At 66.5% G+C, this 22100-nt stretch carries 25 protein-coding genes and 1 tRNA gene; 18 read left to right on the top strand and 8 right to left on the bottom strand.

Annotation, left to right across the window (positions count from 1 at the left end; genetic code table 11):
- Positions 1-4: 4 nt before the first annotated feature.
- The 3 genes from BLT19_RS11900 to BLT19_RS11890 all read right to left on the bottom strand — a co-directional run bounded on the left by BLT19_RS11900 (position 5) and on the right by BLT19_RS11890 (position 2198).
- Complete coding sequence (locus BLT19_RS11900) at positions 5-961, bottom strand: hypothetical protein (RefSeq protein ID WP_091490450.1); 957 nt, start codon at positions 959-961, stop codon at positions 5-7.
- The gene (locus BLT19_RS11895) at positions 961-1476 is read right to left on the bottom strand and encodes a hypothetical protein (protein WP_091490446.1); all 516 of its coding nucleotides are present in this window, start codon (positions 1474-1476) and stop codon (positions 961-963) included. The genes BLT19_RS11900 and BLT19_RS11895 overlap by 1 nt, the downstream gene beginning before the upstream one ends.
- Before the next feature lie 86 nt (positions 1477-1562).
- Positions 1563-2198 (bottom strand): helix-turn-helix domain-containing protein, encoded by a 636-nt coding sequence (locus BLT19_RS11890; RefSeq protein ID WP_091490443.1) that lies wholly within the window; start codon positions 2196-2198, stop codon positions 1563-1565.
- Positions 2199-2436: 238 nt separating this feature from the next.
- Here BLT19_RS11890 and BLT19_RS11885 point away from each other — a divergent pair, with 238 nt between their 5' ends.
- The 17 genes from BLT19_RS11885 (at position 2437) to BLT19_RS11800 (ending at position 18181) form a co-directional block, all read left to right on the top strand.
- Positions 2437-3519 (top strand): ArdC-like ssDNA-binding domain-containing protein, encoded by a 1083-nt coding sequence (locus BLT19_RS11885; RefSeq protein WP_091490439.1) that lies wholly within the window; start codon positions 2437-2439, stop codon positions 3517-3519.
- On the top strand, positions 3519-4397 hold the full coding sequence (locus BLT19_RS11880; protein ID WP_091490436.1) for a bifunctional DNA primase/polymerase: 879 nt from the start codon (positions 3519-3521) through the stop codon (positions 4395-4397). Before BLT19_RS11885 ends, BLT19_RS11880 begins: the two co-directional genes overlap by 1 nt.
- A gap of 17 nt (positions 4398-4414) precedes the next feature.
- Entirely contained in the window at positions 4415-5050 is a 636-nt protein-coding gene (locus BLT19_RS11875; protein WP_091490433.1) for a DUF2637 domain-containing protein, read from the top strand.
- The gene (locus tag BLT19_RS11870; RefSeq protein WP_091490430.1) at positions 5047-5457 is read left to right on the top strand and encodes a hypothetical protein; all 411 of its coding nucleotides are present in this window, start codon (positions 5047-5049) and stop codon (positions 5455-5457) included. Before BLT19_RS11875 ends, BLT19_RS11870 begins: the two co-directional genes overlap by 4 nt.
- 9 nt (positions 5458-5466) lie before the next feature.
- Complete coding sequence (locus tag BLT19_RS11865; RefSeq protein ID WP_231917639.1) at positions 5467-6360, top strand: hypothetical protein; 894 nt, start codon at positions 5467-5469, stop codon at positions 6358-6360.
- Positions 6361-6503: 143 nt separating this feature from the next.
- Positions 6504-7364: a ParB N-terminal domain-containing protein gene (locus BLT19_RS11860; protein WP_456237920.1), complete on the top strand. Its 861-nt coding sequence runs from the start codon at positions 6504-6506 to the stop codon at positions 7362-7364.
- Positions 7365-7489: 125 nt separating this feature from the next.
- Positions 7490-8044: a hypothetical protein gene (locus BLT19_RS11855; protein ID WP_231917638.1), complete on the top strand. Its 555-nt coding sequence runs from the start codon at positions 7490-7492 to the stop codon at positions 8042-8044.
- Positions 8045-8055: 11 nt separating this feature from the next.
- Positions 8056-9228 carry a M23 family metallopeptidase gene (locus BLT19_RS11850; protein WP_091490422.1) on the top strand — a complete coding sequence of 391 codons (1173 nt, stop codon included), beginning with the start codon at positions 8056-8058 and terminating at the stop codon, positions 9226-9228.
- A gap of 4 nt (positions 9229-9232) precedes the next feature.
- Positions 9233-9499: a DUF6112 family protein gene (locus BLT19_RS11845; protein ID WP_091490419.1), complete on the top strand. Its 267-nt coding sequence runs from the start codon at positions 9233-9235 to the stop codon at positions 9497-9499.
- A gap of 95 nt (positions 9500-9594) precedes the next feature.
- A complete protein-coding gene (locus tag BLT19_RS11840) occupies positions 9595-9870 on the top strand; it encodes a DUF6112 family protein (protein WP_091490416.1) in 276 nt (91 codons plus the stop codon).
- Positions 9871-9898: 28 nt separating this feature from the next.
- Complete coding sequence (locus BLT19_RS11835) at positions 9899-11266, top strand: conjugal transfer protein TrbL (protein WP_091490414.1); 1368 nt, start codon at positions 9899-9901, stop codon at positions 11264-11266.
- Positions 11263-12726 carry an SCO6880 family protein gene (locus BLT19_RS11830; protein ID WP_091490412.1) on the top strand — a complete coding sequence of 488 codons (1464 nt, stop codon included), beginning with the start codon at positions 11263-11265 and terminating at the stop codon, positions 12724-12726. The genes BLT19_RS11835 and BLT19_RS11830 overlap by 4 nt, the downstream gene beginning before the upstream one ends.
- A 558-nt stretch (positions 12727-13284) precedes the next feature.
- Complete coding sequence (locus tag BLT19_RS11820; RefSeq protein WP_091490407.1) at positions 13285-14778, top strand: ATP-binding protein; 1494 nt, start codon at positions 13285-13287, stop codon at positions 14776-14778.
- Positions 14775-15350 (top strand): hypothetical protein, encoded by a 576-nt coding sequence (locus tag BLT19_RS11815; RefSeq protein ID WP_091490404.1) that lies wholly within the window; start codon positions 14775-14777, stop codon positions 15348-15350. Before BLT19_RS11820 ends, BLT19_RS11815 begins: the two co-directional genes overlap by 4 nt.
- Positions 15347-17119, top strand: coding sequence for a TraM recognition domain-containing protein (locus BLT19_RS11810; protein WP_091490402.1), 1773 nt, complete (start codon positions 15347-15349; stop codon positions 17117-17119). Before BLT19_RS11815 ends, BLT19_RS11810 begins: the two co-directional genes overlap by 4 nt.
- 55 nt (positions 17120-17174) lie before the next feature.
- On the top strand, positions 17175-17600 hold the full coding sequence (locus BLT19_RS11805) for a single-stranded DNA-binding protein (protein ID WP_091490400.1): 426 nt from the start codon (positions 17175-17177) through the stop codon (positions 17598-17600).
- Positions 17601-17611: 11 nt separating this feature from the next.
- Positions 17612-18181 carry a hypothetical protein gene (locus BLT19_RS11800; RefSeq protein ID WP_091490397.1) on the top strand — a complete coding sequence of 190 codons (570 nt, stop codon included), beginning with the start codon at positions 17612-17614 and terminating at the stop codon, positions 18179-18181.
- 28 nt (positions 18182-18209) lie between these two features.
- Here the strand turns inward: BLT19_RS11800 and BLT19_RS11795 are convergent, their stop codons facing one another.
- The 5 genes from BLT19_RS11795 to BLT19_RS11775 all read right to left on the bottom strand — a co-directional run bounded on the left by BLT19_RS11795 (position 18210) and on the right by BLT19_RS11775 (position 21555).
- Positions 18210-19178 carry a hypothetical protein gene (locus BLT19_RS11795; RefSeq protein ID WP_091490395.1) on the bottom strand — a complete coding sequence of 323 codons (969 nt, stop codon included), beginning with the start codon at positions 19176-19178 and terminating at the stop codon, positions 18210-18212.
- A complete protein-coding gene (locus tag BLT19_RS11790) occupies positions 19171-19446 on the bottom strand; it encodes a hypothetical protein (RefSeq protein WP_091490393.1) in 276 nt (91 codons plus the stop codon). Before BLT19_RS11790 ends, BLT19_RS11795 begins: the two co-directional genes overlap by 8 nt.
- Before the next feature lie 371 nt (positions 19447-19817).
- Positions 19818-21092, bottom strand: coding sequence for a site-specific integrase (locus tag BLT19_RS11785; RefSeq protein ID WP_091490391.1), 1275 nt, complete (start codon positions 21090-21092; stop codon positions 19818-19820).
- Positions 21089-21322: a helix-turn-helix transcriptional regulator gene (locus tag BLT19_RS11780; protein ID WP_091490389.1), complete on the bottom strand. Its 234-nt coding sequence runs from the start codon at positions 21320-21322 to the stop codon at positions 21089-21091. Before BLT19_RS11780 ends, BLT19_RS11785 begins: the two co-directional genes overlap by 4 nt.
- 157 nt (positions 21323-21479) lie before the next feature.
- A tRNA-Ala gene (locus BLT19_RS11775) sits at positions 21480-21555 on the bottom strand.
- Positions 21556-21674: 119 nt separating this feature from the next.
- On the opposite strand from BLT19_RS11775, the gene BLT19_RS11770 reads away from it, so the two are divergent.
- The gene (locus BLT19_RS11770) at positions 21675-22100 is read left to right on the top strand and encodes a VOC family protein (RefSeq protein WP_091493911.1); all 426 of its coding nucleotides are present in this window, start codon (positions 21675-21677) and stop codon (positions 22098-22100) included.

The raw sequence follows: 22100 nt of genomic DNA, 5'->3' as shown, positions 1-22100 counted from the left end.
ACCTTCAAGATGTCGTCACCTCCTCCGCTGAACTCGACATCCGCACCACAGCGGGCGCTCGCATCTGTCGATCGAGCATCCCAGTAGCTGCGCGCAGCAGAACGCGTTCGCGCTTGGTCAACTCCTGGCTGTTGGCTATGTCCGTCAGGCGAACAGCGAGCCGGTATGTCTCGTGCACGGGGTCCTCGTCCGGAATAGGCCTCACGATCATCCCGCGGTCGAGGTTCGCCTTCGCGAGGAGCCTTCCAAGCGTCGCGTTCATCGATCTCCTGCCAGCGCGGACGGCGGCGAACAAGATGATCCCACCGCAAACCAGGACGACACCGCTGTAGAACGGAATCGTGAACAGAGCGCCGACAAATTCAACTGGCTCCGTCCGCCCTAGACCCGCGACGCGGAGCGTGAGGTAGACGATCTCGATGAGGCTCGCCGCAAGAATCGCCCACGCGCCAATGCGGATGAGAATGTACGGGCGCGGCTTCCGGCCGTATATTCCGCGAAGCATTCGGACCATGATCAGGACGACGCAACCCATGTAGATCGACGCGTACGCCCACAGGCCAAGCTGATCCGCGGTCGCTTTGATGAATTCGTCCGTCGTCGATCCTCGATCTGCGATCAATAGGAAGGGAATGGTGAAGGCGAGGACCATGGCGGGCAGCTCCCAGAGACTGCGCGGATTGAACCGGCTCCCGTCCAAGGTGAGCGCAGCCCGCATGACGAACCAGAAAGCCGTGGTCGCGAGGATGTTCTGGATGAGGTTTGCGACGTTCGTTGCGCCGATCCACCCGTCGACTGTCGGCAGCGGAACGACGACCCCGACCATGAAGACGGCTGCGAGCCCGGTGATGGTGGCGATCCAGGTGAGTCGGCTCGACGGCTGGCGGATCGCAGATGGCAACCGGATCAACGTCAGTATCAACAACGCGAGGAATGCGACAGTCTCGATGCGGAGCAGCATCAGCCGAACACTGCCTCATCGTCGCCATGGCGTGGTCGAAGAAGGAGCCGCGACAGAAGCTGCGACAACTTCTCGGCTTCGGCTTCGACCACGAGTTCCGCGTCATCGAAGTCCAGATCGATCTCGAAGTCCGGAGTGACGATCCCCCGCGCGAGGACCGACTGTCCGGCCCGCACGTGATGAACTCCCGGGTGTTTGACGGGCAATGTCGTACACCCCGAGTGGTCAAACAGAACGTGCGACAACTCGTGAAGCACAGTGTGAAATTGGTACCAGCGCGGGTCGGATTTACGCACCAGGATCTTGGCTGAGTCGGTTGTGAGCAGAACGAGCCCGGTGACGTTTTCCCAGTCGCGATCACCGACTGGCTCGATGTCAATCCTTCTGCCAGTCGCGACCGCAACCCGCCTGACGATGTCTTCGAGCTCTACGTCGGCGGGGAGGGCGAGGCGCTCCAGTTGCGTCTCCGCACGGGCACGCAGCTCGGTATGGTCTCGAGACGCGCGGTGGCTCATACGCCCGACCTCCGATCACGATCTCACAGCGATCGCTCGAATGGCTCCACTGTACGCCGATACGCAGTAGAGGTCAGGTAGGTCCTTTAGTGCGCAGAAATCGACCTGAGGGTCTGCGCAATCGCGCGCAGCGCGGCGGGCGAGATCTCGCCGACGGCTCGGGCTGACACAGAGTCAGCGCCGGACTCCTTCAGCGCCTCGCGGAACTCGAAATTCGCTTCCGCAGCCTCCACGGCGGCAGCGTCATCCAGTTCGAGCAGGTACGCCGTTGGGACGCCGGCATACGCTCCGACGCCCTCAAGCATCCTCACGCGAATAGGTGTGCTCGACTCACCCGTAAGCAGGGTTGACCACTCATCGGGGTCCAGCGCTACCCCACGATCCGCGAGCGCGCTCACCAGACCGTCGACATCGAACGCGGATCCGTCGAGCCGGGGCGCCCGCGATACCGCAGTCAGCCGGCGACCCAACTCTTTCGCATCGGTGTCGAGGATGGGCTCGATCTCTCGCGCGTCTCCGATGGATGCTGCGACACGGGAGATCTCATGCGGATGAATTCCGAGCGCCTGAGCGAGCCTCTCGATGTCGTTCGCGTCGAAGGGTGCGGCGCCCCGCAGCCGGCCGTAGAAGTAGCTCGCCGACATTTCGGAGCGGTCGATCAGCTCCTGATTCGTCATCCCGGCCGAATCACGAAGCGTCGAAATCGCTCGCACGAGGTCCATTGACCACGCGCCGGCCTCCCCCTGGGAACGTCTACCCACGCCCACAGGTTATCGCTACCCATAGTGTCATTGTCCGGTATCTATTTCAGCACATCGGGCGTATGTTGCACCTATGTACGCACATCGATCATGCGCACTCCCCCGCTTACCGCCGACACTCCATTCACCTCGACGGTAAGCGAGACGCACCTCTGCTGTTGAAGCCGCAACACGCGGCTGCGACAGGAGAGGGCGTGCCATGGCTCCCCAGCTATCCCGCGACGATGTCACAGCGGCAAAGCTCGACCGGCTGCACGCTCAGCTCGCTGATGCGGTAGCCGACCTCGTGACCGGCGACGACTGGAACCGCGCTCTCGCGTTTGCGGCCCGATTCCGATCTCGGTCGTTCAACAACACGCTGCTCATCTGGATTCAGCATGCGGCGGCGTTCGAACAGGGCAGAGTCTCCGCCCCCACGCCGACATACGTCGCCGGCTTCCGGCAGTGGCTGACGCTGGGGCGATCCGTTGATCGCGGCCAGCGCGGCTACATGATCTTCGCGCCGGTCCTCGGACGATTCGCTTCGCGCACTCCACAAATCGCCCAGTCGTGGCGTCGGCTCGCGCCCCGCGAGGCTCCTCCGGGTGGCGAGGCGGTGCAGTCGCGCTTGGTGGGTGTGCGCCCGGCGTACGTCTGGGATGCCTCCCAAACCAGCGGTGCACCTATACCGGAGGAACCCCGGCCACAGCTGCTGGAGGGCGAGGCACCCCAGGGGATGTGGGACGGCCTCGCAATGCTCTTGCGCGCGAAGGGCTACTCGTTGCGCCTTGTCGACAGTAATCGGGATCTGGGAGGAGCGAACGGCATGACCGACTACCTCACGCGGAGCGTCGCAGTCCGTGGCGACATTGATCCAGCAGCGCGCGCGAAGACGCTCGCGCACGAACTCGCTCACGTGGAGCTCCACGGCCCGGATCATCCCGAGTCATCCCTCCATCGGGGAATCGGCGAGGTCGAGGCCGAATCCGTCGCGCTGATGGTCGGCGCGGCGCACGGGCTCGATACGTCGAGCTATACGGTCCCGTACGTTTCGACGTGGGCGTCCTCCGTCGACGGGAAGACGCCGGTCGAGGTTGTGCAAGCCACGGGTGAACGCGTGCGTTTGACCGCGGTCGCAATTCTCTCGCAGTTGCATACGGCGCAGGTGGGAGCGGGCAATCCTCCGGGTCTGTCGAGAGAGTCGGCGATTGGGCGAGGTGCGGAACGACCCCACTACGCCGGCCATACGGGCTCACCAGCGCGACCCGTCTCCCGCTCCGCGACTGCTGGACCGGTGCTCTAATGGACACCGCAGCGCTGCTTGCATCCGTACTGGGGGCTCCGCCCGGTGAGGGAGCCGCACGATTCGCAGACGCAGGGGTGCCGGTGTTTCCGTGCAAGACCGCTGGGAAGCGCCCGCTGACGCACCACGGCTTCCGCGACGCCACCGCCGACATCGAGCAGATCAGACGGTGGTGGGCGCGATGGCCCGACGCGAACATCGGGATGCCGACCGGCTCCCGCTCCGGACTCGAGGTCGTCGACATCGATGTGCACGGTCTGGTGCGGGGATTCGGAGCTTTCGAGCTCGCTCGCCGGGAAGGTCTCGTGGACCGCTGGCAGGTGCTGGTGAAGACAGCATCCGGGGGGATGCACGCGTACTACCCCGCCGATCTGCAGAGACCGCAGCCGTCATGGCAAGCGGCGAGGTGTGGCATCGACTTCCGCGGCGAGGGCGGCTACGTGATCGTCCCACCGTCGCGGGTGATGTTCGAAGGCAACAGGTCGAGCTACGAGTTGATCGGCGTGGGTCGCCCAGGCGCGGTGCCGCTCGACGCGGTCGCCCTTCGGCAGTTCCTCGACCCCCGGCCGGCTCCCTCAACCAACTCCGCCACCACCTCCGACCGAGAAGTCGACGCGGAGCGGATCGCTGGCTGGCTGGCCACACGCGTCGAGGGCGAACGAAACCGCGCGCTCTACTGGGCGGCTTGCCGCCTGGCCGAGAACGGCGTGTCCGATGACAACGCTCGAGCTGTTCTCGGCCCGGCCGCGGTGCGCGTTGGGCTTCACGAGGCCGAGATCATCACAACCATCCGATCCGCGTACCGAACGGCGGTGGGCTCGACACCCTCTCGCGCCCGCACAATCAGTCCATCGATGAAAGGACGCGTGATCTCTTGATCTCCGAACCTGCGCAGATGCGATCGGGGCGCATTGCCGTGTGGACGGCAGTAGCGGGCACGGTCTTCATTGCGATCGGTGCCTTCTGGTTGTCGTTCACAGCCCTCGCCGATCTTGCACATCGGTCGGGGATAGACGCCAACCAAGCCTGGGCGTGGCCCCTCATCGTCGACGGGATCATCGTCGTGGGGACCGTCTCTGTGGTCGCACTCGCGGGTGGACGAGAGGCCTGGTATCCGTGGATGCTCCTGGTGGCGGGCGCGGCTGTCTCTGTCGCCGCGAATGCGATTCATGCCGTCGTCGCCGCAGACGCCGACGTACCGCCGGTGCTCGCTGCGTCCCTGGCGGCAGTGCCGCCGCTTGTCCTGCTCGCGATCACGCACCTCACCGTTGTGCTCGTGCAGCGGTTCCGAGTTCAACTCTCCTCCACAGCATTGGCCGTTCGAGCGCCGTCCACAGAAGTCGTGCGCCTCCACCAATACCCGGACATTCCGGAGAAGGGTGCCCGTAGAGACATTGCGGCCCTGATGCGTCAGCGAGGCATGTCGAACAAGGAAATTGCAAGCGCCACGGGAGTCCACCCTTCAACAGTCGGCCGATGGTTCGCGGGGACGCTCGGCACACCTGACCTTCAGAAAGGGGCCACGTCATGAACGAGTACGACTGGGATGACCAGCACGAGGTTCGTTTCCGTACATCGGGAGACCATCCAGCCCGCTCCGCCCGGTCTGCCGCCGACGAGGTCTCCGAGATCGCGCGGCACGGCGACCCTTCGCTCGAGCGGCTCCCCCTCAGCCTGTCGGGATCCGAGCGGGTCCGGAGCGAGGTGGTATGGATGCGGCCGACGGAGCTCGTGCCGGTTGTCACCGGCCGTATCGCGGGGCAGGGTATCGACCTAGAGTCGTCGATTGCGCGTCGCGCCCGCGCCCTGCCGACGCAAGGGATTGCGGTGACACGAGGCGCCATTCGCGACCGCGCGATTCACCTACCGCCCGTTACTGCGTTCGGCAGTGGTCGCCATATTCACAACGCAGTTCGGCGCTCCGGGATCGGCCGGTAGTGGGTTGCCATGACCAGCCGGCGTTCATGGACAGCTGCAGGGCCATCGTCGTCGCTCGCGGACGACGGCGACGAGCCGACCCGCGAGCGAAACGAGTTCGAGGGCTCGGAGGGTCTTCGCGCGCTCCTGGAACGCCTCGCCGCGCAGGATCACGGCGCGTGGCGCCACGACCGGGAAGCTGCGGCACTGATGGCGCACGTGGTGAAGCGGTACGCGAAGCTGGCACGCAAGCATGGACTCGACCCTTGGGATGCAGGATCCGCCGCGTTCGATGCGATGCGATCGGCCGCAGTCCGGAACGCGGATGATCCGTGGGCGGTCGTGACGCGTGCCGTTCAGGTGACGATGATCGCCGAGGAACGGGCGAACGGTCTGCTGTGCTCGGTCTATCAGGCGCGTCGCCCCGAGTTCTCGACGTTCCACGACCCCGAGCGTTTCAGCGATCGGGAGAACCCCTTGAGTGACTACCATCCGGCGCTGCGGGTGGAGCCGATCGGGGAGGGTGGCGATGCGGAAGACGTGCACGAAGGAACCGGCATCGTCGAGGCTGTCGAGAGCGCGATCGCGTTCCTCACGCTCCTTGGCTGGCCACGCACACCTGCACGCACCGCACTGGAGTACATATGCGCGCGCCTGAGCGAGGTGTCCTCCCGCGCGACCGCATGGGAGTCACTCCGGCGCGACATCCACGGCAGGACCCTCCTGGACCTCTCCTCGACGTCGTGGAATGGACTACTTCGCGCCGTTCTCGGAAACCCTGAGCCCGAGGTCGCCCGCACGACTGCGGGCCGCGGCATCCTGCTCCGGTTGCTCATCGGCGAACCCCTCCGGTCGCTTCTGACGGATGATGATCTCGTCCTCGCGGTCAGTCTCTCCGCCCCTGCCGAGAAGGCGAGGCGTTGACCGTGAGCGCGAGAATCGGCCACATCGAGCTCGAACGATCGATCGCATCGATCCTCGTCGGGAATCGGCACCGCCGGGAGTATGGCGACATCGACGAGCTTGCCGCCTCGATCACCCGCGACGGACTCCTGCAGCCGGTCACGGTGACGCCCGAGGGCGTCCTAGTCTGCGGCGCACGACGACTCGAGGCTCTGAAGTTGCTCGGAGAGAAGACCATCAAGGTTTGGGTGAGATCCGGGGTCTCCGATCGGCTTGCGGAGCTACTCGCCGAGCAAGCGGAGAACGTGCTCCACAAGCCGCTCACCCCCACGGAGGCGACGACGCTCTACACCGAGTTGAAGGAGTACATCACCGAGGATGCGCAGCGACGCCAGTCCGCGACTCAGTTCAGCCGGGCCGGCGATCGCGTCGGAAACTACGGCGGTGCCACCGTGGCACCACCGCAGTTCAAGCCCGGGAAGAGCCGCACCCAGGCGGCTCTGATGGTAACCGGCAAGGCTTCCTACACGACGCTCGATCGCATCGCAGAGCTCCAGGGGCTCGCGGCAAGCCCCGTCACAGACCCCGCGTTGAGGGAGATGGCGATCGAAGAGTTGCGGCTCATCGACGACGGCGGCAGCGTCACCGCCGCCCACGCACGGATACGAGAAGTCATTCGTCCGACGCCGCGAACGATCGAGGACTTCGAAGCGCCTGAGGATTTCGACCCTCCCGACGAACTCGAGCAGTTGGCGAGCGCGGCGCTCGCAAGAGTGAAAGAAGCCAAGCGAGGCCGCAACGCCCGCAGGGCACGCCAGTCGTCGGCGCATGTCTTCCCGGTGCGCGCCTTCGTGCGCGTGTGGGAGGACCTCGACCAGTGGTGGACCCACTTCGACGTCGCCGCGGTCGCCACGGAGCTGACCGACGAGCAGCTCGCACTGTTCGAGGGGACCCTCGCATCCACGGTCGAGTTCTTCACCCAATTGCGGAGCGCGCGCGCGCAGCTCGGACGGGAGATCGCATGATGACGACCACACACCGTCCACATCGTCGACGCCTCGTTGTCCTGCTCGCGGTGACCCTTGGCGTGGTCGCTGCAATGATCGGGGTCGGCCTTTACGGCCTTGTTCTCGCCCCGTCCCCTGATGCCGTGACGCCGACGAACGAGCCGACAACTCCGGTGTCCGCACCTGACCTGCCGACACCCACCCCCTCTGACAGCACACTCCCCGCGATTGTCGCCACGACGGATGCTGAAGCATTCGCTCGTGACGCCGCCGAGGCGCTGATCACCTGGGACACGACCGAGTTCGAGCTGACCGACTACGCACAGGTCATTGTCGACGCGGGCGATCCGTCCGGCTTCGAGACAGCCGCGCTCGCTTCGGACGTGCGCTCCTACTTCCCGACGACGGACGCCTGGGCGCAGCTGCGCATCTACGGAACGCATCAGTGGCTGACGATCAACGACCTCGTCATCCCGGCAGCCTGGAACAACGCCCTCGACCAAGCCGCCGAGGGCGATCTACTGCCTGGCACGATCAGCTACACGGTCTCGGGGACGCGTCATCGGGCAGGCGTCGTCGGTACCGAACGGCAGGAGACCTCCCGGCCGATCGCGTTCACGCTCTTCATCGCCTGCGAGCCCAGCTTCGATGAATGCCATCTGCTCCGGCTCTCCGAGCTCGACAACCCCCTTCGGTAGCGGCGCCGAACATGAAGAAGCTCCTCATCTGCGTGGCGTTTGCGCTGCTTGTGCTTCCCTTCGCGGGAATCTTTGCCGTCCCGGTCTTCCTCTCCCCCGCCCTCGCCGCGTGTCAGACCTCCGGCCAGCTCGTCGTTTCCGAGGTGCCGGACCAGCTCACCGCGGTCACGAGCGACGGCGTGTCGGTGACCCTCCGCCGCGCGCAGCTCACGCACGCAGCGACGATCATCACCGTCGGCAGCGGAATCGACGGCGTCGGTAGACAGGGCGTACTCATCGCACTGATGGCGGCGCTGACGGAGTCAACGTTGAGGATGTTGGCGAACGCCGCGCATCCCGCATCTCTCGACATGCCCAACGATGGCGTCGGGAGCGACCACGACTCCCTCGGACTCTTCCAGATGCGGCCCACCTCAGGGTGGGGAACGGTCGCGGAGCTGATGGACGCGAGGTACCAGGTGCGCGCGTTCTTCGGTGGCCCCGACGGCCCCAACTACCCGTCGCCGGCGGGACTCCTCGACATTGCGGGGTGGCAGACAGCAGACCCCGGGACGGCTGCACAAGCGGTCGAACGATCGGCATACCCCGACCGCTATCAGAACTACCAGCCCGTCGCGGAATCCATCATCGCCGCGCTGACCAAGCCTGCTCTGCCCGGAAACCCGAATGCTGCGCCGCTCGACAACGTCCTCGAGACAACGAGCGTCGTCTTCCCCCTGCCGACCGGAACCTGGGTGCGAGCCAGTGGATACGGGTGGCGCGACGACACGATGACCGGAGGTCGGGCATTCCACGCGGGCACCGACTACGGCGCTGCCGACGGCACGCCCATCCTCGCGGTCGCAGACGGTGTCGTCACATGGGCAGGCCCCTACGGGCTCTACGGACAACTGATCGTCGTCGAGCACACGGTCGACGGCAGCCGCGTGGCGTCCGCCTACGCGCACATGTGGGAGTCCGGCGTGCGCGTGTCCGTCGGCGAGCGTGTGACCGCGGGTCAGCACATCGGCGACGTCGGTGCTTCGGGGAAGTCGCAGGGCGCGCATCTGCACTTCGAGATCCGACCGGGTGGGTCGTTCGAGCCGTCGGTGGACGCTGAGGGGTGGCTCGCCGAGCACGGCGCGGCGGGGGTGGATGCTGCGACGTCCGGCACGTCCGCATGCCTCTCGAGCGCGGCGGGATGAGCGGATGGACATCTTTCCGGACTTCGGCGCCGTTGGAGGCGCGGATGACCTCCGCGCGATAGTGGGCGCGCTCCTCACGTACGTGCTGATCTTCGCCGTGCTCGCCATCCTGATCTGCGCGGTGACGTGGGCGATTTCCTCATCGAGCGGCAACTACCAGTCGTCGATACGGTCGCGCGCTGGCGTCCTAGTCGCAGTCGGCGCGGCGGTTCTTGCCGGCGCGGGTGTGGCGTGGATGAACTTCCTCATCGGAGTCGGTCAACAGCTGTAGCCATGCCTTTGCGCTGGGGCTGCTGTCGCGCGACCCCTTCGCGGGGATGCCGCACGCACCTTGCACGCAGGTTCGTTTCTGCCCAGACAAGGAGCATGACCGTGATTGACATCGCACCCAACGGTTCGGGACTTCCCGGCATCGAGCAGCTCCGCGTCATCGTCGGCGCCGTGATGACTGTCGGACTCATTCTCGCCGTCCTCGCCCTCATCATCGCCGCCGTGGCGTGGGGGTACGGCGCCAATTCGTCGAACCCGCATCTCGCCTCTCGGGGCAAGCTGGGCGTGCTCGTCGCATGCAGTGCGGCAGTCATCTGCGGCGCGTCGGTCACGCTCGTGAACTTCTTCTGGGGCGTCGGCCAGTCCGTGTGAGCTGGCTGGTGCATCGAGGGGCGCGAGCGTGGGCGGCGTATGTGACATCCCGGCCATCGCCGAGGTCTGCCAGACCGTCGGCTCGGGTGTTGTGTCGCTCGTCGCGGCACCCTTCGACTGGCTCGCCCACACGCTGGGCGCAGCCGCTGCATGGTTCTTCCAAGCGGTGTGGGCGGTCTTCGACACGACGACCCTCGTCGACGTGACCGGCGGACAATACGTCCAGGTGTACAACCTCCTCTTCGGCGTCGCCCTCTTCGTCATGCTCGTGTTCTTCTGCCTCCAGCTGATCACGGGCCTGGCGCACCGCGATCCGACGGCACTCTCACGCGCCGCGATCGGTCTGGGCAAATCCGTCCTCGGCTCGTTCGTTGCGATCACGCTGACCGCGACGCTCCTGGAGATCACCGATCGGCTGGCGATCGGCATCGTTCAGGCCACCGGGAACACAATGCAAGGGATGGGCGACCGGATCGCCCTGATGGCGACGGGCCTGGTGGCGATCAACATCACCAGCCCCGGCGTGGGCGCGATCATGACGATCTTCCTCGCCGGACTCGCGATCGCGGCAGCCGCCATCGTCTGGTTCTCGCTCCTGATCCGAAAAGCGCTCCTCCTCGTCGCAATCGTGTTCGCCCCGATCGCGTTGGCGGGATTCTCGTGGGATGCCGCGCGAGGCTGGTTCGGCAAATGGGTGTCGTTCGTCGTCGCACTCGTGTTCTCGAAGCTCGTCCTCGTTGTACTGTTCCTCGTCGCCGTCAACCAGACCGCCTCGCCGATCGATCTTGACCTCGCCTCCATCAGCGATCCGATCGCCGGAGTCGTCCTGATGCTCGTGGCCGCCTTCGCCCCGTACATGACCTACAAATTCATATCGTTTGTGGGCGTCGACATGTACCACGCGATGTCCACGGAACAAGAGGCGAAGGGCGCAATGAACCGTCCCGTTCCGGTGCCGGTGACACCGGCGACGGGGAGGGCGGCGAAGTCGGTCGTGGACGGGGCGGGCGCATCGAAAGGTGCGGGTTCGGGGGCTACGGCCGCCGCACCCGGCGCCGGCGGCGCGGCTGCCAGCGCGGGCACCTCGGGCACCGCCGGTGCCGGGGCGCCCGGGGTCGGATCGGTAGGCGCCGGCGGAGTGGGTGCGGCTGCGGCCGCCGGCCCGGCCGCAGCCGTTGTCATCGGCGGTCAGGTAGTCAGCAAGGCTGCGACTGCCGGCCCGAAGCTCGGAGTTGCCGCCGGACACACCGCATCAGGACACGCCGAGGGCGCCGTCCCGACTGAGTTGCCGGCATCGGCTGGTGCTCCGGCTAGCGCGGCACCGGCGCCACAGCCGAAGCCCGCGACTGCTCCGCCGCGTCCGCTTCCCACTCTGCGCGAGAGGACCCCAGCATGACCGCCACGAATTCTCACCGCGCCAACCAGCTCCGCTCGGTTCAGTTCTCGCGGCTGCCCAAGCGGGGCGTGCTGCTCGGGCTGTCGCTTGCTCAGCTCGTGACGCTCACCATCGGTCTCATCGCGTTCACAGCTGCGGTGTACATGGGTGGCGGCATCCTGTTCGGTCTCACGTCACCGATTTGGGCGACCAGCCTGGTGCTCTCGTTCGTCCCCGTCGGCGGTCGCAAGATCATCGAGTGGGTGCCGATCACGCTCCGCTGGGTGTGGCGAAGCATCGGGGGCCAACTCAGGTTCCGAGCGAACGTCGTTCGGCCTCGCCCCGCCGGGACGCTCGCCCTCCCCGGAGACGCCGCGGCCTTGCGCGAATGGGTGGATCCGGAAACCGGCGCCGCGATGATCCAGGACCCTCACGCCCAGACGTTGACCGCGGTCGTCGGCATCACCCATCCCGCGTTTGTCCTTCTCGACAGTGGCGAGCAGGAACGGCGAGTAGCGGGCTGGGGTCGGGTACTGGCAACCGTGTGCCGATCCGGCCGCATCGCCCGCGTTCAGGTCTCTGAACGCACGGTCCCCAGCTCGGGAAGCGGCCTCGCCGAATGGTGGGCCCGGCACGGCATCGACGACAACAGTTGGCCGGCAGTGACATACAAAGAACTCATCGAACGCGCCGGCCCCGCCGGTGAACGGCACGCAACCACGATCTCGCTCGCACTGGACCTGCGCGTCGCTGCTCGACAGATTCGGGCCGCCGGCGGAGGGATGAAAGGCGCGGCGAGCGTTCTCCGGCAAGAGATGACCACCTTCGCGACTGCGTTGCGTGCCGCCGATCTGACACCCACCGAATGGCTCACGCCGGGGGATGTGGCCGTCGCGCTCCGTTCCGCGTACGACCCCGCGGTAGCCCCGGTTCTCGAACGCCACGGCGACCTCGGCAGGTCCCTTGCGACGGCCGGTCCGGTCGCCGTCATCGAGTCCTGGGATCGGCTTCGCACTGACTCCGCACACCATGCGGTTCTTTGGATTTCGGAATGGCCGCGATCGCAGGTGTTCCCGGGCTTTCTCTCCCCGTTGCTGCTGACCTCGGGCATCCAGCGCACCTTCACCCTCATCTGCACTCCGGTCCGCGCCGATGTCGCCGCGCGGGACATCCGGAGGAAGAAGGTGGGACTCCTCTCGGATGCCGCGCAGCGGGCGAAGATCGGTCAAATCGAGGATGCCGCGCGCACGGCCGAGTACAACGACGTCATCCAGCAGGAGTCAGACCTGACCGCTGGGCACGGCGTGCTGCGCTACACCGGCCTTGTCGCGGTATCTGCTCCGTCAGCCGACGAGCTCGACGCTGCGATCGCCGCGATCGAGCAAGCTGCTGTGCAGGCCGCCTGCGAGACACGCCGCCTTGTCGGACAGCAGGCGCAATCGTTCGCCGCCGCCGCGCTGCCCCTCTGCCGAACGATCTGACAGACCGCTTAAGCCGCATCTACACCCGGGGACCCCACACGCACCTCCTCAGAGACTTCGTTGCAAGGGAAGCGAAATGCCTACATTCCAAGATCCCGTCGTGGATGGCGAGGAAGCGTGCCAGGCACTGCGAGCACTCGCGCATGCAACCCGATCCTTCGACCAGCCAACCGAAACCTACGTCGTGGTCGGAGACGTGCTCGGCGGCCTCAGATCGCTGGGGCAGGTGCTCGATCAGCTTGCCTCAGCCCACACGAGCGAGAACGCGATCCCCCGCGCCGAGGGCGGCGATCACGGGGCGGGCATCGAGGAAGCCTACGCGGCCGCGACCGCTCTCCGCCGGGCCGCGGCCCTGGTTGCACGAGCGGAACTTGCGGTGGATCGGGCATCGCGACATTCCGGCCGGATCGTCTGGGGCCCCGCAACCTCGAACGCATTGCTACCTCTCACGGAACGGATCGCGCCGCGCATCAATGCAGACGACTCCTTCCTGCGCACCTCACCCTTCTGCTCCCCCGGCTCGAGATCCTCGAGACGTCGACGCAACGGGATGTCGCTATGAGCGGGCGCGAAGACCAGCGACTTCATACCGCCGTCCTGGTGGACCCCGCCGGCGAACGGCGAAAGGATCGCCGCGCCAGGCGAACAGCATCCCACAGACTCACCGCCGACTCCCGAGCGGCCGCGACCGCAGCTCAGCGCGCCGAATTCGAGGCGCTGCGCGCCGACCAAAAAGCAACCACCTACCTGCCCGCATCTGGCGAAGCTCGCTCTGCGGCGTTGCGCACGCCCGGACCTCTCCGTCTCCCGCGCCACCAGGACACCAGCGCGACGCTCGCGGGCGCCTACCCGTTCCTCGCGGAGGGCGGACTCGGCTCCCAAGGTGTATTCGTCGGGCAGGACCTCTACTCGGGTGCGTCGTTCGTCTACGACCCCTGGGTGCTTTACTCCCGCGGGATGATCACCGCCCCCAACATCGTGCTCGCTGGGATTGTCGGCTCAGGCAAGTCCTCCCTCGTCAAGAGTCTCTACACGAGATCGATCCCCTTCGGCCGGCGCGTCTACGTACCCGGTGACCCGAAGGGCGAGCACACCGCCGTCGCCGAGGCTGTGGGCGGGCAGGCGATCGTGCTCGGGCACGGTATGGCGAATCGCCTCAATCCGCTAGACGAGGGGCACCGGCCTTCCGGCCTCACCGATGAGAGTTGGGCCGGCCAAGTCGCCTCCCGGCGCCGCGACCTCATCGGAGCACTCACCGAGACTGTGCTCGAGCGACCGTTGAGCCCACTGGAGCACACCGCAATCGACCTGGCGCTCGCAGACGCCGTCCGTTCGTGCGAGACGCCGATCCTCCCGATGGTCGTCGAGCGGATCCTCTCGCCCGACGAGCCTCACCAAGCCGACCATCGCCTTGTCGAAGACGGCAGGGTCGTCGGTCACGCGCTCCGCCGGCTCGTCGCCGGTGACCTCGCTGGCCTTTTTGACGGGCCGAGCACTGTGACGTTCGATCCGAGTCTCCCGATGATCTCGCTCGACCTTTCGAGAGTCGCCGAGAACGCGACGCTCGTCTCCGTCCTCATGACGTGCTCGTCGGCGTGGATGGAGTCCGCGCTGCTCGACCCACACGGCGGGCAACGATGGGTCATCTACGACGAAGCCTGGCGCCTCATGTCCCATCCGGCGCTCTTGCGACGGATGGATGCCCAGTGGCGACTCGCGCGCCACTACGGGATCGCAAACCTGCTGGTATTCCACAAGCTTTCCGACCTCGACAACGTCGGCGACCAGGGCTCCGCAATGCGGGCGATCGCGTCATCCCTGCTCGCGAACGCAGAGACACGCATCATCTACCGGCAGGAAGCAGATCAGCTCGGTGCAACCGCGAGTGCGCTGGGCCTCACCGGCACGGAACAGAGTCTGCTCCCTGGCCTCGGCACGGGGCAGGGACTCTGGCGAATCAAGGACCGCAGCTTCGTCGTCCAGCACCAGCTGCACCCGGCAGAGCTCGCAGCTTTCGACACCACCACCCGGATGACGGAGGGCGTGAAATGAGCACGATCCATGCGGCACGACCCGCGATCGATGCGATCACCGTACCGGCGGTCCTTCCCGTGATCGCGATGACGATCGCCGCCGACGGCACGATGACCGTCGCGGTCGACGAAGTTCCGTACGAGCCACCTCGATTTGGGCCGCCGTGGGTGCGGTCATCCTTCGCGACCGTCATCGACTCGGTGCTGGAGGAACGCGGCTCGCCGGTGCGGGTCCTCGTCTACGAAGCAGACGGTACTGTCTTCACCGACCTCGTCACCAGGCCCCTGCAGACCACGCTCGACCCGTACGCGGAGCCGGCGCATCGGGAAGAGGTGGTCGAGACCCCCGTCGCCCAGGGTCTCGTCGATGCCGCACCGTTCGTTGCGCCGCCGCGTGTCGTGTTCGGTGAGGACGGGTTCATCCCCGGGGAGGAGGTCGCCGTCGCGATCATCGTCCGACACACGAAGGCATCCACGGACGGCTCTGCGCGGGCGCTGCTAGAACCGGGCATCTGCCGGGTTAGCGCCGACGGCGAGGTCGTCCTCGTCGGGCGCATCTCCGGAACCTGCGTGGTGACGGGACTGACATGACGGCCAGCAACGGCCTCGATGTCTCCGGACACGACGCACTGACCAACCTTGCCCTGCTCGCCCTCGGTGGAATTGTCGCGATCGCAGGCTTGCTCCGCATAGCCGGCAACGTCGCCGCGTTCGTGACAGGAGCAGAACAGCCGACAGGTGGTCTCGCCGCCGGAATCGGCGTCTTCGGCTCACCGGGCGACCCCGGGGCCGCCCTCGGCTCCGCCGGGCTCAACCCCAATGCCTATTGGGCCGCCGTCACCGTCCTCGTCGCGCTGATCGCGACACCCGCCTGGTGGGTCTGGCGACTCATCCGCAATCTCACGCACCACACCCGCTCGGATCCCAACCGCATCGCTGGCATCGCGACATCCGCTGACGTACGCTGCGCAGCCTCGGACCGCGCCCTGCTATTGAGAGCGGCGCACCTGCGAGCATCCGTCACCAAGCCCCAGTCCAGCGACGTGGGATATCTCGTTGGGAAGGCACACGGGACGGAAGTGTGGACATCGGTCGAGGACTCGATCCTCGTGATCGGACCACCCCGGTCGGGCAAGGGCGCACACATCGTCATCAACTCGATCCTCGACGCACCCGGCTCAGTCGTGACCACCTCCACCCGGCCCGACAACCTCACCGCTACCATTCGCTCACGAATGAGGCGCGGGCCCGTTGCCGTTTTCGACCCGCAGCAGCTCGCGCCGGGCGTCCCTGCCGGCTTGCGGTGGTCACCTGTGCGCGGGTGCGAGAGTCCCCTCACCGCGATGATTCGGGCCGCGGGACTCGCGGCCGGCACCGGCCTGTCGAGCGTCGGCGTCGAGAACGGCGGGTTCTGGGAAGGTAAGACACGGACCGCGCTCCAGGCACTCCTGCACGCGGCCGCGCTCGACGGCCGGTCGCCCGCTGAACTGTATCGGTGGACCCTCGACCCTGCGGCGGCACAGGATGCGGTCGCGATCCTCACCACGACCCCCGGCGCAGCGACCGGCTGGGCCGAGTCGCTCGAGGCGATGATCGACGCCGACCCTCGAACGCGGGACTCGATCTGGCAAGGAGTCTCGCTCGCGCTCTCGGCCCTGGCCGACCCGCGCGTCCTGGACGCCGTCAGCCCCGGCGAAGACGAGCATTTCGATCCGGAAGCCTTCCTCCGCCACAACGGCACCCTCTACCTCCTGGCAACGGGGGCGGGCGCCGGCGCCTCCTCGTCCCTGGTGGCGGCACTCGTTGAGGACCTCGTCGAAACAGCGCGGCGCGTCGCCGCACGCGCCCCTGGTGCACGCCTCGACCCACCCCTCCTCCTCGCGCTCGATGAGATCGGGAACCTCGCGCCTCTGCCCTCGTTGCCGGTGTTGATGGCGGAGGGCGGCGGCACCGGGATCACCACGATGCCGGTGCTCCAGTCGCTCGCGCAGGCCCGGCAGCGATGGGGCGACAACGCAGCGACAGCGATCTGGGACGCGAGCATCGCCAAGATCGTGCTCGGTGGGGCATCCGGATCCCGCGACCTCCAAGACATCTCGACACTGATTGGCGACCGCGACGAGGTCACCGACTCCATCACCGTCGGCGAACGCGGACTGCGCTCCAACCAGCGCTCGACACGCCGCGTCCCGATCATGCCGCCCGACGTGATCCGCACGCTCCCGTATGGCACCGCTCTGCTCATGCTGAGGGCTGCTCCCCCGATTGTCACGCAGCTGCGCGAGTGGACCTCACGTCCCGACGCGCCCAGGCTGCGCGAGGACCGTGCGCGAGTTGAAGAGCAACTGAGGCGGGGATAGCGGGCGCACCTACTTGGTGATGGCCGACCCGCGGCCGACTCGGATGGAGCACCCGATGATGATCCAGACCCAGCAGTCCCTCTCCGGCTTTGTCGCGTCGGAGCCCCAGCTCGCGTTCAACGCCAAGGGCGAGGCTCGCTTCTGGGTGCGCATCGGACAGGAGCACTTCGAACGCAACGAAGACGGCACCTTCACTCAGATGGAGACGACGTACCACGACCTGGTCATGTTCCGTCGCAACGCCGAACGCGCCTACGCGATGTTCAACAAGGGCGACGCCTTCATCGCCGAGGGCTACACCCACAAAACGTCGCGGCAGCGCGATGGCGAAACAATCGAGGTTGAAGAGTTCGTCGCCAAACGTCTCGGTCACGATTCCGCTCGGACGAACTACACCCTGCAACGCCGCCGCACGGTGCCACCGCTGGCGCCGGCGACACCGTCGAACTCAAAGCCGGCTGTCCGGCCCGTTTCCATCTGAAGATCCGTCCAATGCCTTCCGACGGGCCCCTCCACATCCCCGGCTATCAGTTCGACCCGCCGCCGGCGGACCGGCCGGATGTCGAGCCCGACGGTCTCCCCTCGGTTCCACGCCCGGTGAACTGGAACATTCTCACTTCAGACCAGGCCGCATTCGAGTGGGTCGAGCTCGACCGATGGATCAATTGGCTCCGCCGCACCTACGGCCTGGGGCCGTCAATCATCCCGCCACTCTGGCACCGACACCCCGAGCTCGTCTGGGAACTCTCCGCCCTCCACCTCCACTGGCTCTGCGCCTACGACGAACAGCAGAACGGCTCCGCCCCACTCGGCTGGCACCAAGACTTCGCCGAGGCGCGCGAACGCCTCCACGACTGGGTCGCCGCCTGCGGGGCTCGCCTCGACCGCGACCGCGCTACCCGACAGACTGCCTGGCCCGGCGAAGACCCCGCGCCCACGGCCGCCGAAGCGCCAGTACACAATCGAGCCGCCGACTTCCGCATCTTCGTCGTCGAGGACGTCGCCCGCCGTCGGGCCATCGAGGATGCGTACATCGCAGCCGGTGAAGGCCAGCCTGAGTAAGCGTCCTGGCGCCTCGATGCGCCAGCTCTCAGAGCGTGATGTCAGGTCCCCGCTTGGCCCGATCGGTCGCGAGCCAACGAAAGACCGTCAGCGACGATGTCGGCGACGCCACGTGTGCGCGAAGGTAGCCGCGGCTCGCGAACTCCAGCGCGCGGCGGCGAGGCTCAGTGTAGACGTCGAGGGGTAGCAGCCCGTCCCGGAAACGTGCTCGGGATACCTCCGCGACTCGTGCCCGCAACTCGACCTCGTGCTCGGCGAAGTACTCCTCGGCGATCGCGAGGATCTCGCGGACCACGCGGCGGTTCTCCGAACGCTCCCGCATCGCATGCACCAGGTCCGAAGGGGTCTGCTCGTCCTGATCTCTGATTCGAGCAACGTCCTCACCGGTGCGCTTCTGCGCGAAGAAGGCGTCTGCTGCCGCGTCGTTGTGACGTCGCTCCGGTGCGAGTACACGGTGCAGTTGACGCTCGGGCAACCCGGCCCGTGCCCGGCGCCGCGCCAGCCGCCTCGCGTCGCTCTCACGCTGCCGATACGACGCGCGCTGATCAGGAGTCGGCGACCACACCGAATCGCGGCCGGCCTCTTGAGCACGCTCGACCGCGCGGCGTCGCGCCACGTACGCCTTTTCGGGGTCGGCAGCTTCGCGAGCGCGGCGGCGCTCAGCGATCGCCTCACGATTCCGGTGGTAGTAGTCGCGCTGAGCCTGCTTGTACGTCTCCGGATGCTTCTGCTTGTACCGCTCGCGCGCTTGCTGGCGCGCCTCAGGATGCTTCTCTGCCCACGCCTTGGCGCGATCGATCCCCTTCTGGCGCCGTTCCTTCTCATCGCGCTCGCGCTGAGCCTGATCGCGCATGTACTCACGGTTCTTGCGGCGGATCTCCTCACGGTTCCGGTCACGATACTCGGCGTAGTACGTCGGGTGTGCGTCGTTCCATGCCTTCCGCTGCGCGGCCAGCCGCGCCGCTCGCTCATCATCGCGATTCTGCGCGTCACTCATGGCCATCCGCCGTGAGCACGCCGTCGAGCTCCGCAAGCGCGGTGAACAGCTCCGCGCGCGTCGCCGTGGGGTCGGTGATCGCTCGCGCGAAGAGTCCGCCCATCCGTTCGCGTTCTACGTCAGATACGTCACCGAGCCGTACAAGGCACCATTCGATGTCCTCTGCGAGGCTGTAGCTCGGATCATGTAACTCGATGCCGGGGTAGTACAGAAACGCGAGCACAGCCACGTGCTCCAGGACAGCGTCAGCGCGCTCACGATCGCTCATGGCAGAAAGGTGCGCATCGCGCGCCCAACAACCGCTCGGCGATGCCCGAGGCGACGTCTACGCTCGTCCGTGTTCAGCCGGATGTAAAACGCCGATGGTCGAACGGAGCAGATGGCACCCCTTCTTGCAGCGCAGGAAGGTCCGACGAGCACGCGGAGCTTGCTCGACGTGTTCGACCGCATCTATGGCACCTTCGCCCTGCGTCGCGTGAGGGCCACCGAGCTCCGTTACCGCTCAGCTTCGGCGGCAGGTCAAGGCCCTCCAGGTCGCATGTGAGCGGGTCCACGCAGAGTTCCTCCGCAACCACGACCCAAACGGCGGACCGATCGCGAGCCGGGGCGCGAGCAAACGAGTTTGATCGGTCGAGGGCGTTACGCTGCTTCGATGTCTTCCTCGTCGAGGAAGTCGAGCGCCGGATCCTCGACCGCGCCGTCGTTGTTGTTCGAAAGCAACGAGGTATCCGGGCTTCCGCGGCGCAGGGTCTTTTCGAGAATGCCTGCCGGCCCTCGATCGACGGTGCGGTCAGGTTCGATGTAGTGCCCCTCCGTGATCGCGGTCGATCCGTGGCCGAGGAAGGTGGCTGCAGCATCGGCGCTCGCCCCGCGCGCGATGACTGTTGCACCGGTTCGCCGGTACCAGCGAAGTGTGATCCCCTCCCCCGCAAGGTCCGCCAACTCAAGGAACGCGCGGAAGGTCCGTCGTACGTTAAACGGGCTGAGAGGCTTGCCCGCGCGATTGGCGAAGATTGTCTTGTGCGGATCGCCTATCGGGATGCCGGCAACCCGTGCTCGAAGCACGGCAGCTGCGAAGTCGGGGACCGCGATGCGGCGGATGGAGTGCTCGGTCTTGGGGTGGTCTTGCCGGACCGCGCCGCTACCGGTGCGCAGCACGACCGTTCCTGTCACAGAGATCGTCATCCCTCCTGGACCGTCATCGACATCGCACACGCGAAGAGCAAGGCATTCTCCGATGCGCAGCGCGGTGCCGAGGAGCACTTCGATGATGTCGCGCACCTGGCCATCGGGCTTGGGACCCTTGACGTCGGGACCGGTCCGCCAGCAGCTGGCGGCGTCGCGAATAGCACGGATCTGTTCGACGTTCAGCGCTTGCCGCTCGCCTTTCGGGCGCCGCAACGGACTCGTCCCCTGCACGGGATTCCGCGGGATCGCATCGTGTCGGAGCGCGAACGCGAAGAGCTGGTTGAGGACGGTTCGCGAGTGGTGCGCGCGAGAAAAGGACACTGCGCTCTCTGATCTGAGAAACCACTCGACACGGCCCGTGGTGATCTCTCCGAGCGAGAAGTGCTCGAACTGCGGCCTCACGCGGAGCCGGAGATCGTCGCGATAGTTCTTCTTCGTCCCGTCCGACAGCTCGCGCAGCTCCAGATCCTCGAGCCAGAGGTCTGCGAGATCTCGGAACGAGCTGCTGAGGTCGAGGAGGCCGCCGGCTCCAAACCCGGGTCTGTCGAGGAGACGCTCCTTTAGACGGGCTCGAGCCGCCGATTCGGTGCGAGCAGCACCGGTGACTCTGCGCAGGCGCCCGTCGGCGTCGCGGATGCGGGCGAGAGCGACGTAGGAGCTGCCGCGCCTGGTGACACTGATGGTCCCATAGGAACCGATCAGGGTGCGTGGCCGACCGCCGTTCATGCTGCGCCGCCGGCGTGACGTTGCTCGTCAGCCCGCTCCATGCGCTCGACCCACGCATCGATCTCGCTCTTCCGAAACCGCAACTGCGTTCCCACGCGGAACCCACGGGGTCCACGGCCTTTGCTCCGCAGGTCGTAGATCGTCTGGACGGAAACCTTCAGCTCGTCGGCAAGCTCAGTCAGCGAGACGTAGTTCCCGTGTCCCGACTCTGAGGTGCCGATACCGTCCATATAGCGAAGGTGCGCGGGCCTTGCCGCGTACCTTCCAGATACTTCGAGAAGGTCCGAGAGCGCACTGCGGCGCCTCGGCGAAGTGTCCAGAAAACGACTACCAAACATTCATGCTCCCTGATGAGGGAGTGAAAATTCAGCGCTTTACCGGGAGTTTTGGTGGACCTGAGGGGACTCGAACCCCTGACCCCCTGCATGCCATGCAGGTGCGCTACCAGCTGCGCCACAGGCCCAGACGCTGCATCCGCTTCCACGGGGCAACCCCCCTAGATTACTACATCCGAGCGGATGCCTCGAACCAGTGCACGCGTCGGAACGCCGTCCTATGGTGGCGTCGTCGGAAGGATTCCTCATGGCCGTACTCGGCAACATCACCTTCTACGCGGACGACCCGCGTGCCCTCGCGCACTTCTGGTCGGGGGTGTTCGGGTATCCGGCCCTGGAGTGGGAGTCGCCGGTGAAAGACGATCTGCTCGCCGCCGGGCTGACCGAGCAGGACCTCGATGCGCGGGCCCTGGCCGAAGACCCGGACGGGATCGGTCCGCGACTGTTCTTCCATCACGCCGACAGTCGCAAACACGGACGCAACCGACTCCACCTCGATGTCTCCGCCGTCCCGACGGGTGCGCCGACCCGCGAACAGCTCGAGGCTGAGAAGGATCGCCTGGTGGCGCTCGGAGCACACGTCGTGCGTCTCGTGGACCAGGACTGGGGCCCGTGGCCCGAACTGTACTACCAGCTGCGCGATCCCGAAGGGAATGAGTTCTGCCTGCAGTGA

The sequence above is a fragment of the Microbacterium pygmaeum genome (assembly GCF_900100885.1).
Lineage (GTDB): Bacteria > Actinomycetota > Actinomycetes > Actinomycetales > Microbacteriaceae > Microbacterium > Microbacterium pygmaeum.
This window is presented reverse-complemented; position numbering and strand designations above follow the sequence as displayed.

What these genes read in the sequence shown, in the direction of transcription:
- BLT19_RS11900 (WP_091490450.1), bottom strand. Translation starts at nt 961, where the DNA reads ATGCTGCTCCGCATCGAGACTGTCGCATTCCTCGCGTTGTTGATACTG.
- BLT19_RS11895 (WP_091490446.1), bottom strand. Translation starts at nt 1,476, where the DNA reads ATGAGCCACCGCGCGTCTCGAGACCATACCGAGCTGCGTGCCCGTGCG.
- BLT19_RS11890 (WP_091490443.1), bottom strand. Translation starts at nt 2,198, where the DNA reads ATGGACCTCGTGCGAGCGATTTCGACGCTTCGTGATTCGGCCGGGATG.
- BLT19_RS11885 (WP_091490439.1), top strand. Translation starts at nt 2,437, where the DNA reads ATGGCTCCCCAGCTATCCCGCGACGATGTCACAGCGGCAAAGCTCGAC.
- BLT19_RS11880 (WP_091490436.1), top strand. Translation starts at nt 3,519, where the DNA reads ATGGACACCGCAGCGCTGCTTGCATCCGTACTGGGGGCTCCGCCCGGT.
- BLT19_RS11875 (WP_091490433.1), top strand. Translation starts at nt 4,415, where the DNA reads ATGCGATCGGGGCGCATTGCCGTGTGGACGGCAGTAGCGGGCACGGTC.
- BLT19_RS11870 (WP_091490430.1), top strand. Translation starts at nt 5,047, where the DNA reads ATGAACGAGTACGACTGGGATGACCAGCACGAGGTTCGTTTCCGTACA.
- BLT19_RS11865 (WP_231917639.1), top strand. Translation starts at nt 5,467, where the DNA reads ATGACCAGCCGGCGTTCATGGACAGCTGCAGGGCCATCGTCGTCGCTC.
- BLT19_RS11850 (WP_091490422.1), top strand. Translation starts at nt 8,056, where the DNA reads ATGAAGAAGCTCCTCATCTGCGTGGCGTTTGCGCTGCTTGTGCTTCCC.
- BLT19_RS11845 (WP_091490419.1), top strand. Translation starts at nt 9,233, where the DNA reads ATGGACATCTTTCCGGACTTCGGCGCCGTTGGAGGCGCGGATGACCTC.
- BLT19_RS11840 (WP_091490416.1), top strand. Translation starts at nt 9,595, where the DNA reads ATGACCGTGATTGACATCGCACCCAACGGTTCGGGACTTCCCGGCATC.
- BLT19_RS11830 (WP_091490412.1), top strand. Translation starts at nt 11,263, where the DNA reads ATGACCGCCACGAATTCTCACCGCGCCAACCAGCTCCGCTCGGTTCAG.
- BLT19_RS11820 (WP_091490407.1), top strand. Translation starts at nt 13,285, where the DNA reads ATGAGCGGGCGCGAAGACCAGCGACTTCATACCGCCGTCCTGGTGGAC.
- BLT19_RS11815 (WP_091490404.1), top strand. Translation starts at nt 14,775, where the DNA reads ATGAGCACGATCCATGCGGCACGACCCGCGATCGATGCGATCACCGTA.
- BLT19_RS11810 (WP_091490402.1), top strand. Translation starts at nt 15,347, where the DNA reads ATGACGGCCAGCAACGGCCTCGATGTCTCCGGACACGACGCACTGACC.
- BLT19_RS11805 (WP_091490400.1), top strand. Translation starts at nt 17,175, where the DNA reads ATGATGATCCAGACCCAGCAGTCCCTCTCCGGCTTTGTCGCGTCGGAG.
- BLT19_RS11800 (WP_091490397.1), top strand. Translation starts at nt 17,612, where the DNA reads ATGCCTTCCGACGGGCCCCTCCACATCCCCGGCTATCAGTTCGACCCG.
- BLT19_RS11795 (WP_091490395.1), bottom strand. Translation starts at nt 19,178, where the DNA reads ATGAGTGACGCGCAGAATCGCGATGATGAGCGAGCGGCGCGGCTGGCC.
- BLT19_RS11790 (WP_091490393.1), bottom strand. Translation starts at nt 19,446, where the DNA reads ATGAGCGATCGTGAGCGCGCTGACGCTGTCCTGGAGCACGTGGCTGTG.
- BLT19_RS11785 (WP_091490391.1), bottom strand. Translation starts at nt 21,092, where the DNA reads ATGAACGGCGGTCGGCCACGCACCCTGATCGGTTCCTATGGGACCATC.
- BLT19_RS11780 (WP_091490389.1), bottom strand. Translation starts at nt 21,322, where the DNA reads ATGGACGGTATCGGCACCTCAGAGTCGGGACACGGGAACTACGTCTCG.
- BLT19_RS11770 (WP_091493911.1), top strand. Translation starts at nt 21,675, where the DNA reads ATGGCCGTACTCGGCAACATCACCTTCTACGCGGACGACCCGCGTGCC.